The organism is Janthinobacterium sp. GMG2, assembly GCF_033949445.1.
Classification (GTDB): Bacteria; Pseudomonadota; Gammaproteobacteria; order Burkholderiales; family Burkholderiaceae_D; genus Janthinobacterium; species Janthinobacterium aestuarii.
Genome location: NZ_JAXAWA010000002.1, coordinates 529,411 through 543,796 on the forward strand (window position 1 = coordinate 529,411; position 14,386 = coordinate 543,796).

Below are 14,386 nucleotides of genomic sequence, written 5' to 3' on the forward strand. Positions count from 1 at the left end.
GTTGTACCTGTGCGCCAGCCTGAGCCCCGCCTTGGCGGGCTTGCCCCATTTGATGGAATATATATGGAATTACATGATCACGGTCTGGCATCCGACCTCGAAATGATGCGCCGGCAGGCGGCTGAACGGCGGCAAGTGCTGCGCTGGCTGCTGGCCGGCGCCGCCACCTTGCCTTTGATCAGTTGCGGCGGCGGTTCGGACGCCGGCACCACGGCGGCCGGCAACGGCGCCAGCGCGGGCACGCTGGCGACACCCGCCACGGGCGCCTGCACGGTGATCCCCGAAGAAACGGGCGGGCCCTATCCGGCCGATGGCACGAACACGCATGGCGGCAGCATCATCAACGTGCTGAGCCAGTCGGGCGTCGTGCGCGGCGATATCCGCGCCAGTTTCAATGGCGCCACCGGTGTGGCGGCGGGCGTGCCACTGACCATCGAATTGCAGCTGCTCAACGCCAGCGGCGGCTGCGCCAGCCTGGCCGGCTACGCCGTGTATCTGTGGCATTGCGACCGCGACGGTCTGTATTCGCTGTATTCGAGCGGCGTCACGGCGCAAAATTACCTGCGCGGCGTGCAGGAAACGGACAGTACTGGCAACCTCAGCTTTACGACCATCTTTCCCGGCTGTTACGCGGGACGCATGCCGCACGTGCATCTTGAGGTCTACCCGAGCCTGGCCAGGGCGGCCTCTGCCTCGAACCGCATCAAGACCTCGCAATTCACGTTCCCGATGGCAACCTTGAACGAGGCCTACGCGGCCAGCGGCTACACGGCCAGCGTGCGCAACCTGGCGCAGATCAGCTATGCGAGCGACAACGTTTTTAGCGACGGCACCCGCCTGCAGATGGCCACGGTGACGGGCAATGCCACCGATGGCTACGTCGCCACCCTGGTGATCGCCGTGAACGGTTAAGTCACCGTCATGAAACCCAGGTCGCGCCGGCTGAAGTTGCCGATGTTCGGGAACACCTCGGCCAGCTGGCTGTCGGCCACGCCGAACCATTTGGCCAGGGTGGCGCCGTACTGGTCGACGGACGTGGTCGGCAGCAGGGCGCCGGAACCGACGTCGAGCGCATGGCCGACGCCCGTGACGGGGAAGGCGCCGTAGATGTCGCGGCCCTTCACGGCACCGCCCACGACAAAGTGGTGGGCGCCCCAGCCGTGATCCGTGCCATCGCCGTTGCTGCTGAAGGTGCGGCCGAAGTCCGACGCCGTAAACGTCGTCACCTGGCGCCGCAGATCCACACCCTGCAGAGCTGCCAGGGTTGTGTCGAAGTATGCGAGCGCATGGGCCAGACGCGCCATCAGGTCGCCATGCAGCACTTTTTGCCGGTCATGCGTGTCGAAGCTGCCCAGGGTCACATAAAACACTTGCCGTTTTGCCCCCAGGGCGCCGCGCCCGCCGATGATGCGCGCCACCGTCTGCAATTGTACGGCCAGCGGATTGACGCCGGACGCGCCCGTGTTCGGATTGATGTAGGGCGGCGGATTGGGCACGCCGCCCGTGCCGGCCACCAGCATGGCGCCGCTCAGTACGCTCTGGCTGGAAATGGCGCGCTGCACGACGGCCACGTGTTCCTGTTCGATCAGGTCGCTGCCCGCCTCGTTGATGATGGCTTGCAGCGCGCCCGCGCCGCCCGTGCTGCCATACAGGCTGCCGCTCATGCCACGGATGGGCACGGCGCCTGCCTGGCCCACCTGGAACTGGCGCACCTGGCGCCCGCTGAGGAAGACGGTATTGCCCGCAGCGGAAATGGCCGTAAACATGGCATTTGTATTCAGCGAGCCGGCCACGTCGGCCACCCGGCCGCCCCAGCCCACGGTGGCGCCTTCCGGCGAACCCGACTGCCACGTCGATTGCTGGTCGTTGTGCGAAAACAGCTTGGGTGGCAAGGCCACGCTGCCTGCCTTGTACTGCGCCAGGGTGGCCGGCTGGATCAGCGTGCCCACATTGGCCACGATGGCGGCGCGGCCATTGTCGAAAAGGCCTTTCAGGGGCGCCAACTGGGGATGCAGGGCGAAGGCGCGGCCCGTTTGCGCGGTGGCGGGCACGATGGGCAAGACGCCGCCCGTCTGGCCCACATCGGGCAGATGGATGGAATCGCCGCCGCCCGTGTTGCGCAGGCGCGTGTATTCAGCCCACGAGGTGGGATCGGTGGCCAGCACCGTGTTGAAGGCGTCGTTGCCGCCTGCCATGAACAGGCAGACCATGGCCTTGTAGTCGCCGGCCGATTGCGCGGCGGCGTTGCCCATGGCGGCAAGGTTCAGGGCGAAGGGGGCGGCCGTGGTGCCGGCCAGGCTCAGCATGGAGCCGAGGAAGCGGCGGCGGGAAAATGGGGTGTTTTGCATGTGATCGCTCTTACTTTTGTACCAGGTAGGCCGGCGAGGCCATGGTCAGGAAAATGGCCAGCTTGACGCGGCTGGCCTGGGCGGCGGCTACCTGGGAGGCATTGCTGGCCGTGGCCGCAGGGATGCTGACGCCATTGACGGCGGTCAGGATTTGCCCGCGCAGCCTGGCGGGCATGCTGCCATGCATCAGGAGCAGGTTGATGCGGTCGAGCAGGGCTCCCGGGTCGGCGGCCAGCGCCAGTTCGCGCGTGTAGTCGGGCTTGATATCGCGGCCGTCGCCCACGCCGCTATTGATGGCTTCCTGCATGAAGTTCAGATAGCCGGTCACCGATGGCTCTGCCGTGATCTGCAGTTCCGGCGCCACCAGGCCCGCGCCGGCCAGGGTGGAGTTGGGCGGCGTATAACCGGGGCGGAAAAAACTGAACACGGAGGGCGGATTCAAGGGACTCTGGCCCAGGCCGCTCAATGGGTCGTCGAGGTAATACAGGTTGTAGCGGCCACTGGTCGGCTTGGCATCGAAGGCGCGCATCCAGCCAGCCAGGCGCATCAGCGGCTCGCGCAGCTTGCCCGTGCGCAGGGTGGTGCCGCCTGGGGCCAGCGCCTCCGGATCGAGCAGCACGGCGCGGATGACGGCTTGCATGTCGCCGCGCACGCCGCTGCCATTGTTGGCAAACACGGCTGCCACACGGCCCACGTAGGCGGCGCTGGGATTGCTGCTGACCAGGCGCTGGATCAGCTGGCGGGCAAAGAACGGCCCCGTATTCGGATGGTTGAACAGGGTGTCGAGCGCCAGTTTCAGGTCGGCCTGGCCGCTGCTGGCGCCGGAAATGCTCTGGCCCAGGAAGCGCTTGTCGCCGCTGGAATGAAAGGCCGCGTAGTTCTGCATCGGCTTCCAGTCACGGTCGGGGTCGGTAGTGCTGGCATAGAAGCGCGCGTCGCTCTGGTCCGGACCGGCCCAGCTCCAGCCCGTAAAGACGCGAGCCAGGCCCGCCACATCATCGTGCGTGTAGGTATCGATGGGCTTGCCACCGGACAGTTTCAGGCTGCCATCCCCATTCAACTGGTACAGGCCGATGGTAAACAGCTGCATCACTTCGCGGGCGAAGTTTTCATCGGGCGTGCGCGTCGCCGATTCCTTCTGGTTGCGCAGGTGGGACAGGTACAGTCCCATCATCGGATGCAGGGCCACGCCTTCCAGCAGATTGCGGAAGTTGCCAAAAGCATGCTGGCCCAGCATGTCGTAGTAACTGGCCACGCCACGCACTCTTGGGCGCACGGACTCGTTCTGCATTGAAATGACGAAGATTTCGGACAGGGCAAAGGCCATGCGCTGGCGCAATTGATCCTCGCCGCGGATGCCCTGCTGCCAGAACGTTTCATACATCCCCGTAAAGCCGACCGCTTGCCCGCCTGCCGCCTGCGCCGCCAGCATGGCGTCGATATATTTCCGGTGCAAGGTTTGCGGCTTGGAAAACTGTGCGCGGAACCAGGCCTCGCTGTCGCTGGCGGCCAGCGCATCGATGGCGGCCATATTCGGCCCGAACGTGGCGCGGCCCAGGAAACGCGACGCTTCCTGGCGCGTGAAGGTGACGGCCGTCCGGCTGGCTGGGGGCGTGGTCAGGGGCGGTGGCGGGATGGTATCGCCCGTCGTGCTGCCGGGGGCCGCCGTATCGCCGGGGGCGGTGGTCGCTGGCGACACGGCCGAGACGTTCGAGTTCTGGGTGGAGCTGGTTTTGCTGTCGCCGCCACCGCCGCAGGCGGAAAGCAGGCTGAACAATGTGATGGCCAGCAAACGGCGCAAAGTAGGGTCAGTCATTCAGTTTCTTTCAGGCAATAAAATTCTAGCCCGTTAATTGTAGGCCTTAGCTACCAAAATCCTGTTTTCAATTAACTATTTACGTGTTGGCCACGTTTTCAGTTGCCGGACGTTGGCGTGGTGTTACGGCTGGTTTTGATGCTGTAGAGCGAACTTTACTGTTTGAAAATAAAAAATATTTTTTGCCGATCGCAGCCACTGTGGTGGATAGACGACGTAATCAATTTCATCGAATTAAGCTTGTTTGAAAGCTCATGGACAGAGCGAAAACAGCTTCGCCGGAAACCATGGTTTTTACGCTATCGGCGAAACGCCGTTCGCCGCTTCCTCCTCCTTTTCCCTTGTCCTTGCTGGCACGGCCCTTGCGATAACAGGGCATGGGCCGCGTGCCTTCCCTTGTGTTTTGCCGGAGCCTGCCATGACCAGCCGTCTGCTCGCCTATCGTCCCGAAATGGAATTGCCTGAAGCACCGGGCACGCTGCCTTTGCAGCAGGAAGATGAACTGGCACTGGCGGCGCAGTTGCTGGAATTGCAGGCGCCGGCCCAGTTCGATGCTTTTCTGGCGCGCCAGCTGGGCGCCACGGCCGCGGGCCAGCAAGTGCGCGGCACGCCGCTGGAAGGGCCGCTGCGTCAGTTGCTGGGCAAGGTGGTGGCGCCCCTGCTGCCCCTGCATGGCGGTTCGTCGCAGGCGCTCAAGCGGCGCGCCGCCGGCATCTTCGGCATGGAACTGGAAGGACTGAGCCCGGAAGACAAGGAATTCGAACTGGCGCGCCAGGTCGTGCATCTGATCGATGCCGTCAATACGGCGCTGGCGCAGGACGGCGGCACGGGCGCGCGCACGCCCAGGGCGCGGGTGGAAACGGCCCTGTTGCAAGTGGCACGCGGCGTGGCGCCAGGCCTGCTCAGGCAGGCGGCGCAAACGCCGGTGCGGGACGGTGGCCGCTGGCGCCGCGAGGGCGGGCACATCGTCGTGCTCGATTGTTAGCCGGACGGCCATCTGTCCGGCGCTGTAGTGTCAACTGAGGTCTCAACCAAGGTGCTAACTTTTAGGAGCTCATCATGCATGACTTAGATCGTACGACCCTGGAATACGGGCAGGAGATGTCCGGCTTTGAAGCGGAACAGTTCGAGTTTGGCCAGGGCGAGTGGAGCGGCGAGGGGGGCGCGAACGCCATGTTTTCCGAGACCGAGGAAATGGAACTGGCGAATGAACTGCTGTCGGTCAGCAATGAAGCCGAGCTGGAACAGTTTCTCGGCAATTTCCTGCGCAAGGCCGCCTCGGTGGCGGGCGGCATCATCAAGTCGCCCGTGGGGCAAGCGATCGGCGGCGTGCTCAAGGGCGTAGCGAAAAAAGCCATCCCCCTGGCCGGTGGCGCCATCGGCGGCTATTTCGGCGGCCCGCTGGGGGCCAAGATCGGCAGTGGCCTCGCTTCGGCCGCCGGCAACGCGCTGGGGCTGGAAGCGGAAGCGTCGTCGAATGAGGACCGCGAATTCGAGGGCGCCAAGCAGTTCGTGCGCCTGGCCGCCGACACCGTCAACCGCGCCGCGCAGGCACGCGGTGCGGGCGACCCGCGCGCCATCGCCCAGGCGGCCGCCAGCGCGGCGGCGCGCCAGTTCGCGCCCGGCCTGCTGGGACGCCCCGGCAGCCAGGTCGCTACGCAGGGCGGCAGCGGCGCCGGTGCGGGTGGCGGCATGACGCAGGGGGGCGGACGCGGCCAGGGTCAGGGCGGCATGCGCCCGGCCAGCGGGCGCTGGGCGCGCCAGGGCCACAAAATCGTCCTGTACGGCGTCTGACATCATGGCCATCGGCGCTTACGCAGCCTGGATGCTGGCGCAGGAGGCGCGCTCGCTGCTGACGCGGCTGGCGCGGCTGGAACCGTTCGCGCTGATCGAGCCGACGGTGCTGGCGGCCGCCCTGATGCCCAGCGCCCAGTCGGCCATCGAAAGCCAGCTGGTGCAGGGCCGGCGCGCCTTGCGGCGCATGGTGGCCCAGTTCCAGTGGTGGCTGCGGCGCGAGCACGCCGACGGCGCCAGCATGGCCACGGCCGCCGAGGCACAGCGCCGCTTCACCTTCCTGCGCCTGAAATTCAATGCCGCGCTGACCCAGTTCGACCTGTTCAACGAAGTCATCACGCAGCGCAGCGAGCACAAGACGGGTGTGTGGCTGGCCGGCCTCGACATCGTTGCCGCCGACGCGCTGGCGCTGCCCGGCAATGTGTACCAGGCGCCGCCCGTGATCTGCTACCTGGACCGGGGTCCGGGCGCGGCCATCCGCCGCGCGCGCACGCGCCTGCCGGGAGGCGGCGACAATCCCGTCGCCATCATCCGCCTGCCGCGCGAACGCATGATCGGCAGCAGCATCGCCTCGTCGCTCGTGCACGAGGTAGGCCACCAGGGCGCGGCGCTGCTGGACCTGGTGGCATCCTTGCGGCCCGTGCTGCAAGCCATGCAGCACGGCGGCAGCGGTGCCGTGCACGTGTGGCAGCTGTGGGAACGGTGGATTTCCGAGATCGTGGCCGATTTCTGGTCGCTGGCGCGGGTCGGCGTGGCCGCCACCCTGGGCCTGATCGGCGTGGTCAGCCTGCCGCGCGTGTTTGTCTTCCGCCTCAATATCGACGATCCCCACCCGGTGCCATGGCTGCGGGTACGCCTGAGCTGCGCCATGGGGCGGGCTCTGTATCCGCATCCGCAATGGGACCGCCTGGAGCAGCTGTGGCTGTCGTACTACCCGCTGGCTGGTCTGCCGCCGGCCCGGCAGCGGCTGCTGGAGCAGTTGCAGGCCAGCATGGAGGCCCTCGTGGGCTTGCTGGTGCAGCACCGGCCGCCGGCCTTGCGCGGCGGCTCGCTGGCCGAAGCCATGGCCGTGCGCACACGCCAGCCGGCCATGCTGGCGCAGCTGTTGCGCAGCTGGACCCTGGCGCCGGCGCAGATGTACCAGGCCGCGCCGACCCTGGTCTTCGCCGTGCTGGGCCAGGCGCGCGCCAGCGGCACCTTGAGCCCGGAAGACGAAAGCGAGCTGCTGGGGCGTTTGCTGACCCACTGGGCCCTGCGCAGCACCCTGGACACGTCGGAGCTGTGCGCCGATGTCGTGCGGCATGGCCGCCAGTCCGGCAGGCCGCTGCCGCCCCTGGCATCCCGTTTGATTATCCATTGAGGAGAATGACATGAGCAGCAAGATGAGCAGCAATATGGGTGGCAAGAACAGGGGGGCGGGCCAGGTGGGTCCGAAACACCACGGCGGCAGCATCGCTGTCACCGTGCACGAGCAGGACAGCGGGGCCATGGTCGTCAATGCCGCCATCAGCCTGTACCGGGGAGCCGAGGCGGACTGCCATCTGTTCAATGCCGCCACCTGGGTACCCGACCCCGCCATGCTGGTGGGTGTGCGCTGGACGGACGGGCGTGGCGGCACCGTGTTTACCGACTTGGCGACTGGCAGCTACGTGGGGGTGTATGGCAATTTCCCCGCCACGCCGCCCCAGTGCGTGACGGTGCAGGCCGGCTGCAGCGCCGTGCTGTGCTTCACGCCCCAACTCAATCCGCAGGTGACGCTGGCGTTTGAAACGGCCGACTGCCATCCCAGCGACTGCCATTTCGGCAGGGTGGGCGACCGCGCCGTGGCCACGATCTCGTTTGACGGCGATCAAAGCGCCGACGGGCGCGACCAGGTGCAGGTGCTGGCCGCCGCGCCCTGGGTACCCCTGCGCGGGGCGGCAAACGCCTTTTCCACACCCGTACGGCGCGCCGGCATGCACCGCTTCATGGGGCAGATGATGCTGTCGCAGCGGCCCGAACTGCGCAGCGCCTTGCCCGTGCCGGAAGGGCTGAGCCCGAACGCCATGCTGGCGCTGGATGCGGAATACGAGACGGAAGAGCGCCAGCCGCAACCGATCTCGGGCAATGTGGGCGTGTCGCTGACGCGCACGGAAACGGAGCCGACGGAAGACTTGCCGCTGTGGACCTTGATACGCAACAGCACCGAGGCGATGTCGTTTACAAATTACCTGCATTTCATGGACAGCCTGTTTTGCGGCGACCTGGCCAGCGTGCGCGGCTTCGAGCAGGAACGCTTCGTCAAAAAGACGGAGATGTTCCAGCAGCTCAAGCAGCGCCGCGCGCTGCCGTTTTCCGATGCCGATTCCTACCGCGTGCTGAAAGTGGCGACGGAAGCGTTCGTGATGGTCAATTGCGGCGTGCTGAACCAGCCGCTGGCCTTCAATCCGGCCGAAGACAACGCTTACCTGGACCGGCGCGACATCCCCCAGGGGCGTGACCTGGAAACCGTGCTGCGCAATGACTACCTGGAAAACATCGACGGCTTCCAGACCTTGCCCTACCTGGCCGTGATCCGCCGCAAGCTGCCCGACATTCCCATCAGCATCCCGCGCGGCCAGGAAGGCGAAGTCGACCTGTGCTTTGGCATCATCCAGGAAAAGCTGGCCAATCCTTGCCTGCTGGAACTGATCTGGTCGTACTGGCATGAAGAGGGCATGCTGGTGCAAACCATGAACGCCATCGCGCAACGATTCCAGAACCTGCGCGCGCCGGGCAACCATCTCGATCCCCTGTCGAACACGGAAATCGACATGCTGCGTCCGCTGAATAATTTGCTGTGGGGATACACGCAGGATGAACAGCATCGGCTGACCGTGATGCGCCGGAACTATGAGTATGACCATCACTACGGTGTGCGCCTGGACGGCAAGGCAGTGCAGCACTTCCGGCCAGCCGATAGCCGCTCCAAATTCCTGGAAGCGTTCCACCACTTGCTGCGCCTGCTGACTTCGTTCTACAAGCAGGACGACGACACCACCGTGAAGGCCGACGCCTTCCCCGTGCTCAATGCCTTGAAAGAAATCCACCTGATCCTGTCGCAGGGCGCGCACAACCAGTTCGGCGACTTGCCGTCGACGGCGCGCATCGAGATGCTGATGCAGCAGTGGATGCTGGCGCGTCCCGAATTCCGTGAATTTTTACCGACGCGTGTGATGGTCGCGTATCCGGAACCGTGGATGGACAGGGTTGACGCCATGAAGAAACTGCAGGGCTGGACGGATACCAGCGTGATGCATTTCCGTAACCTGGCCATCTTTGGCGAGCAATTGCTGCTCTCCGTGCGCTACGGCAACTGGAGCGACATTTATGAGCCGACCCAGGCGTTCAACTGGGCGCGTTTCTGGCGCCCGCAAGTGCAGGGCTATATCCACGGCTACCGTGCCGCCACCGGGGTCGACCTGTCCGTCGACAGCAGCGACCCGGTGGTCGAATCGACGATGCCCTCGGTGTTGCTGCGCCAGCGCCTGAGCCAGCAGCTGCGCAGCGTCTAGGGCGGGAGCGGGGCGCGTGCATGCTCGACTTTTCCAGTGCCCTGTATCTGGGCATGCGCCATCCGGCGGCCGCGCTGGCGCCGTGGAGCAGCCTGACCCTGGGCCAGCCGGCGGCGCTGCAGGAGCTGCCCGGCGCGCCGGCCCTGGCCGCGGATCTGGCGGCTCTGCAAGGCTGCGAAGCGGCCTGTGTGCTGCCGTCGACCCTGCACCTGTTCTGGGACCTGTTCGGCATACTGGCTGCCGAGCGGCTGGTGATCCTTGTCGATGGCGGCAGCTACGCCATCGCGCGCTGGGGCGCCGAGCGGGCGCAGGCCCTGGGCTTGCCGCAGCAAGTGTTTCCCAGCGGCGAGATGGTGGCGCTGCGGCAACTGGTGGCGGCCTGGGGCAGGCAAGGGCGGCGTCCATTGATACTGGCCGATGGCTATGTGCCGGGCAGCGAACAGGTCTTGCCGCTGGCCGGCTATGCGACGCTGGCGCGCCAAGGCGGCGGTTATCTGCTGCTCGACGACACGCAGGTGCTGGGCGTGATGGGTACACGGGGCGGCGGCTCGGCGCGGCTGCATGGCTTGCAAGGGGAGTCGCTGATCATCGGCGCCTCGCTGGCCAAGGGATTCGGCGTGCCGCTGGCCGTGCTGGCCGGCAGCCGCAAGCTGCTGCGGCGATTCGCGGCGCACAGCCAGACGCGCGTGCATGCCAGTCCACCCTCGGCGGCCGTGCTGGCGGCGGCGCGGCGGGCGCTGGCGCTCAACGCGCGCCATGGCGACACCTTGCGCGCCAAGCTGGCGGACAGGGTGGCGCAATGGCGGGCGGGAATGGCGGCGGCCGGCATCGCTTGCCGGGGCGGCAGCTTTCCCGTGCAGCGCCTGCCCGGGCGCGCCCATTTGCAGCCAACCTTGCGCGCCGCGGGCGTGCTGGCGCTGGCGCAAGCGGGGGAAGGTCGCGGCGCGCTGACTTTTCTGCTGCGGGCCGATCAGACGCCCCGGCAACTGGAACAGGCAATGAACTTGCTTGAACATCATACGAGGAGGCGATATGAACGAAGCGTTTGAAATGCTGCCCTTTGGGGGACAGGCGGGAGCGGCCGGCGAGCAGGAGTGGCTGGGGGAATGGTCGCAGGAGTGGTCGCAAGAAGGGACGCAAGAGGGGGAGGACGAGGGCGAATGGGAAGGTGAATGGGAGAGCGAATGGGAAGGCGAGCGTGCGCGCCCTGGCGGTGGACGCGGCGCCATGCGCGGTGGCGGCCTGCGTGCGAGGCCGCCGCTGCGGGGCCCGCGCCGTCCCGCGCCGCCACGCTACCAGGGCCAGGGGCGCCGGCCACCCCGGTATCCGCCGCCGCCCTTGCCGTATCCGCCGCGCTACCGGGGCTGGGGCGGCTATGGCGCCATCTATCCCACCATTTATCCGGCGCCGTATCCCGTGTTCGGCGGCCAGCAGGAGCCGGCGCCGTATCAGGATACGGGCCAGTATCAAGACCAAGACCAGGGGCAGGATCAAGGAGCGGATCAAAACCCGGACCAGGATGACGGCCAGATGCAGGGCGAAGTGCCGCCCATCCTGGCGTCCACCCTGGGCCGCGTACCGGGAGCGGCCGCCTTGCGCTACCAGGCGGTGGGCGCGATTCCGCAGGCCGTCAACGATGCGAACGCCACGGGGCCGGGCCTGTATGTGATCGAGTTCAACACCAAGGATGGCCGGCGCGCCTACAGCGGCCAGACCGACGATTTGCGGCGGCGCCTGAAACAGCACCACCTGTGCGGCAAGATGATGGGCATCGACATGAGCGCGCATGACGTCTATGTAGCGCCGCTATCGTCGGCCGCACAGCGGCGCATTCTGGAAAAGGGTATCCACAGCGACATGTTTACCCACCGGCGCGGCGTGTTGACGAACCAGCGGCGCGAACTGGAAATGGCCGTGCTGGGCGAAATGTGGGGCTGACTCCAGCACCTTGATGACTACGAAGGAGAGCATCATGCACCAACTCGAATGTGAATGCGGGCAATGCCGGCAGCGGGCCGGCGCCGCGTTTGAAGTGCTGGAATTCGGCCGGGACTGGCCCGGCAAGGGCCGCGCGCCGGCCGTCTTCAGCGAAGAGGAAGAACTGCAACTGGCCATGGAGTTGCTGGAAGTGGCCAGCGAGGAGGAACTGGAGCAGTTTCTCGGCAATGTCTTCAAGAGCGTGTGGAAGGGCGTCAAGAAAGTGGGCGCTACCATCGCCAAGGTGGCCAAGCCCTTGGGCGGCGCCTTGAAGGCCGTGGCCAAGACGGCCTTGCCCTTTGTCGGCGGCGCCCTCGGTTCGATGATCCCGATACCGGGTGTGGGCACGGCGCTCGGGTCGGCCCTGGGGCGTGCGGCCAGCAATGCGCTGGAGCTGGAAATGGAGAACGCAGCGCCGGCCGACCGTGAACTGGAGCTGGCGCGCCGCTTCGTGCGCATCGCGGGACAGGCGGCGCGCCTGGCCGGTGACAGCGATGGCAGCACGCGCGCCGTGGAAAGCGCGCTGACGCGGGCCCTGCACCAGCAATTGCCGCACTTCCGCTCGCCTGCGCCGCAGCAGGAAGATGAAAGCGGACGCTGGCGCCGGCGCGGCAACCGCATCGTCGTCATGGGCGACTGGCAATAGCGCGGCACGATGATCATCGATTGCCACTGCCATGCGGGTCCGGGCGACGGCTTGAGCGGGCCGTGGGACAGCGATGCGCCGCTGCAGGCCTACTTGCGCCGCGCGCAGGCGGCCGGCATCGCCCGCAGCGTGCTGTTCGCCACCTTCCACTCCGATTACGCCATCGCCAACCATGGCGTGGCGCGCCTGGTCGCCTCCAATCCGCAGCGGTTTTACGGCTTTGCCTTCGTGCATGCGCGGCGCGACCGGGGCCGCATCCAGGACCTGGTGCGCACGGCCGTCGAGCGTTACGGCTTTGTCGGCATCAAGGCGCACCGGCTTGACTCTCGCATCAGCGGCGAACTGTGCGAGGCTGCGCGCTTCTTCGGCTTGCCCGTGCTGTACGACCCGGCCGGCGAGGTGGCCGTGGCCGAGCTGCTGGCGCAGCAGTATCCCGACGTCAATTTCATCCTGCCGCACCTGGGCAGCTTTGGCGACGACTGGGCGGCGCAGCTGGCGCTGATCGACCACCTTGTGCGCCATCCGAATATCCATACGGACAGCTCGGGCGTGCGCCGCTTCGACTTGCTGCAGCAGGCCGTGCGCCGCGCGGGGCCGCACAAGGTCCTGTTCGGCTCGGACGGTCCGTGGCTGCATCCGGGACTGGAATTGCACAAGATCGAGTTGCTGGGATTGCCGCCGCTCGATGCGGCGTTGATCACGGGCGGCAATTTTTTGCGGCTGGCGCGGCTGGCTTGAGGCAGATCAAAAGACAGCCGGCGGTGTCGCGGCAGTAGCGGCTTGCTCCGCGCAGGTAGCCGCCTTGCGGCGTATCTGCAGGGCGCGGTCGGTCACGCCCAGGCGGGCGGCGGCGCGCTGGTTATTGCCGTGTTCCTCGGCCAGCACGAGGCGGATGGCCACGTCGGTGGCGCAACGCGTGATGTGCGACAGCTTGCAGCCCTGGGCCAGGGCCCGCCGCACGGCCGCTTCGAAATACTGGTCAGGCCAGAGCGGCGCCAGCAGCCGTTCGTCGGGCGGCAGGGCGCCGATGGTGATGGGGCCGGGGCCGCAATGGCGGTGCCAGATGCGCGTGACGGTCTGGCGCAACTCGCGCACATTGCCCGGATAGTCGCGCAGCAGCAGGTATTCGCGCACGGCCGCGTCCAGCGCGGGCGGAGGGCGCTGCGCCAGCTCGGCGAGGAAATGCCGGGCCAGCGGCAGGATGTCGTCCTGGCGCTCGCGCAGGGGCGGCGTTTGGCAGCGCCAGCCGGCGATGCGGTAATACAGGTCGGCGCGGAAGGCGCCGCGCGCCACCTCATGTTCCAGTTCGCGGTTGGTGGCGCAAACGAGGCGAAACTGGGTCGGTTGCCAGGTATTGCCGCCCACGCGCTTGTATTTGCGCTCCTGGATGGCGCGCAGCAGCTGCGCCTGCAAGGGCAGCGGCAGTTCGCCCACTTCGTCGAGAAACAGCACGCCGCCGTCGGCCAGGGCGAAAGCGCCATCGCGCGCGGCCGCCGCGCCTGTAAAAGCGCCCCGTTCATGGCCGAACAGTTCGCTGCCGGCCAGGTCCGGCGACAGGGTGGTGCAGTCGAGGATGGTGAAGTCGCCGCTGCAGTTGCCGAGGCGGTGGACCAGTTGCGCCAGTAAATCCTTGCCCGTGCCCGTCTCGCCCGTGATCAGCATCGACGCCTGGCTGAAGGCGGCCATTTCCACCACCTGGTGCAGCAAGGCGGTCCAGGCCGCGCTCTCGCCCACCAGCTGCTGGCGCACGGCGCCGGACGCCAGCAGCTGCGCTACGGCCTGCCAGCGCTGCAGGCGCGCCAGCACCTGGCCCGCATCGATGCTACCGGCCGGCCACAGCAGCACATCGAGCGCGCCGGCCGCCAGCAGGGCACGCTTTTGCGCGCAGCTGGGAGGCTGGCCGCAGGCGGCAATGGCCAGCACGGAGGCATGGCGGCACAGTGCTGGCAGCGCTTGCAGCAGCGCGGCATTGGCCTCGGCAAACAGGACGATGCCCGCCCCATCTTCCTCGCCATCGTGCCGCCGGGCGACAGTTACCTGAGCCTGCTTCAAGGCCGTCATCAGCAAGGCGCCACTGCCAGCCGCCGCCTGCTGCACGATTTCCAGCCACACCTTGAGCGTCATATGCCAGCCATCACGAGGGCACGAGTGGCCCATCTTAGAAGCCCGATACCCCAGCCGTTTGATCTGGCGCAAGCGTGCGCGGTAGTGCATCAAATGAAAAACGCCGCCTGATTTGCATCAGGCGGCGCTATTTAATGAAGTTCAACGA

The 14,386-nt window shown here is 66.7% G+C and carries 12 protein-coding genes; 9 read left to right on the forward strand and 3 right to left on the reverse strand.

Features of this window, described 5'->3' with window-relative positions:
* Positions 1-63 precede the first annotated feature (63 nt).
* Positions 64-912 carry an intradiol ring-cleavage dioxygenase gene (locus tag SKZ59_RS08420; RefSeq protein WP_319991381.1) on the forward strand — a complete coding sequence of 283 codons (849 nt, stop codon included), beginning with the start codon at positions 64-66 and terminating at the stop codon, positions 910-912.
* Here the strand turns inward: SKZ59_RS08420 and SKZ59_RS08425 are convergent.
* Positions 909-2,348, reverse strand: coding sequence for a DUF1501 domain-containing protein (locus SKZ59_RS08425; protein ID WP_319991382.1), 1,440 nt, complete (start codon positions 2,346-2,348; stop codon positions 909-911). The two genes, SKZ59_RS08420 and SKZ59_RS08425, sit on opposite strands and share 4 nt — an antisense overlap.
* Before the next feature lie 10 nt (positions 2,349-2,358).
* On the reverse strand, positions 2,359-4,164 hold the full coding sequence (locus SKZ59_RS08430) for a DUF1800 domain-containing protein (RefSeq protein ID WP_319991383.1): 1,806 nt from the start codon (positions 4,162-4,164) through the stop codon (positions 2,359-2,361).
* A gap of 418 nt (positions 4,165-4,582) precedes the next feature.
* Between SKZ59_RS08430 and SKZ59_RS08435 the strand changes: the two genes are divergently transcribed.
* From SKZ59_RS08435 to SKZ59_RS08470, 8 genes are all read left to right on the forward strand, one after another.
* Complete coding sequence (locus SKZ59_RS08435; protein WP_219329886.1) at positions 4,583-5,149, forward strand: hypothetical protein; 567 nt, start codon at positions 4,583-4,585, stop codon at positions 5,147-5,149.
* Between the two features lie 74 nt (positions 5,150-5,223).
* Positions 5,224-5,958 (forward strand): hypothetical protein, encoded by a 735-nt coding sequence (locus tag SKZ59_RS08440; RefSeq protein ID WP_083292652.1) that lies wholly within the window; start codon positions 5,224-5,226, stop codon positions 5,956-5,958.
* A gap of 4 nt (positions 5,959-5,962) precedes the next feature.
* Positions 5,963-7,318, forward strand: coding sequence for a hypothetical protein (locus tag SKZ59_RS08445; protein ID WP_319991384.1), 1,356 nt, complete (start codon positions 5,963-5,965; stop codon positions 7,316-7,318).
* A gap of 10 nt (positions 7,319-7,328) precedes the next feature.
* On the forward strand, positions 7,329-9,491 hold the full coding sequence (locus tag SKZ59_RS08450; RefSeq protein WP_319991385.1) for a hypothetical protein: 2,163 nt from the start codon (positions 7,329-7,331) through the stop codon (positions 9,489-9,491).
* A gap of 20 nt (positions 9,492-9,511) precedes the next feature.
* Positions 9,512-10,540 (forward strand): aminotransferase class I/II-fold pyridoxal phosphate-dependent enzyme, encoded by a 1,029-nt coding sequence (locus SKZ59_RS08455; RefSeq protein ID WP_319991386.1) that lies wholly within the window; start codon positions 9,512-9,514, stop codon positions 10,538-10,540.
* Complete coding sequence (locus SKZ59_RS08460) at positions 10,524-11,429, forward strand: GIY-YIG nuclease family protein (RefSeq protein WP_319991387.1); 906 nt, start codon at positions 10,524-10,526, stop codon at positions 11,427-11,429. The genes SKZ59_RS08455 and SKZ59_RS08460 overlap by 17 nt, the downstream gene beginning before the upstream one ends.
* A gap of 34 nt (positions 11,430-11,463) precedes the next feature.
* Positions 11,464-12,114, forward strand: coding sequence for a hypothetical protein (locus tag SKZ59_RS08465; protein ID WP_319991388.1), 651 nt, complete (start codon positions 11,464-11,466; stop codon positions 12,112-12,114).
* Between the two features lie 9 nt (positions 12,115-12,123).
* The gene (locus SKZ59_RS08470) at positions 12,124-12,852 is read left to right on the forward strand and encodes an amidohydrolase family protein (RefSeq protein ID WP_319991389.1); all 729 of its coding nucleotides are present in this window, start codon (positions 12,124-12,126) and stop codon (positions 12,850-12,852) included.
* Between the two features lie 6 nt (positions 12,853-12,858).
* Here the strand turns inward: SKZ59_RS08470 and SKZ59_RS08475 are convergent, their stop codons facing one another.
* Positions 12,859-14,238: a sigma-54-dependent transcriptional regulator gene (locus tag SKZ59_RS08475; RefSeq protein WP_319991390.1), complete on the reverse strand. Its 1,380-nt coding sequence runs from the start codon at positions 14,236-14,238 to the stop codon at positions 12,859-12,861.
* Positions 14,239-14,386: the final 148 nt, after the last annotated feature.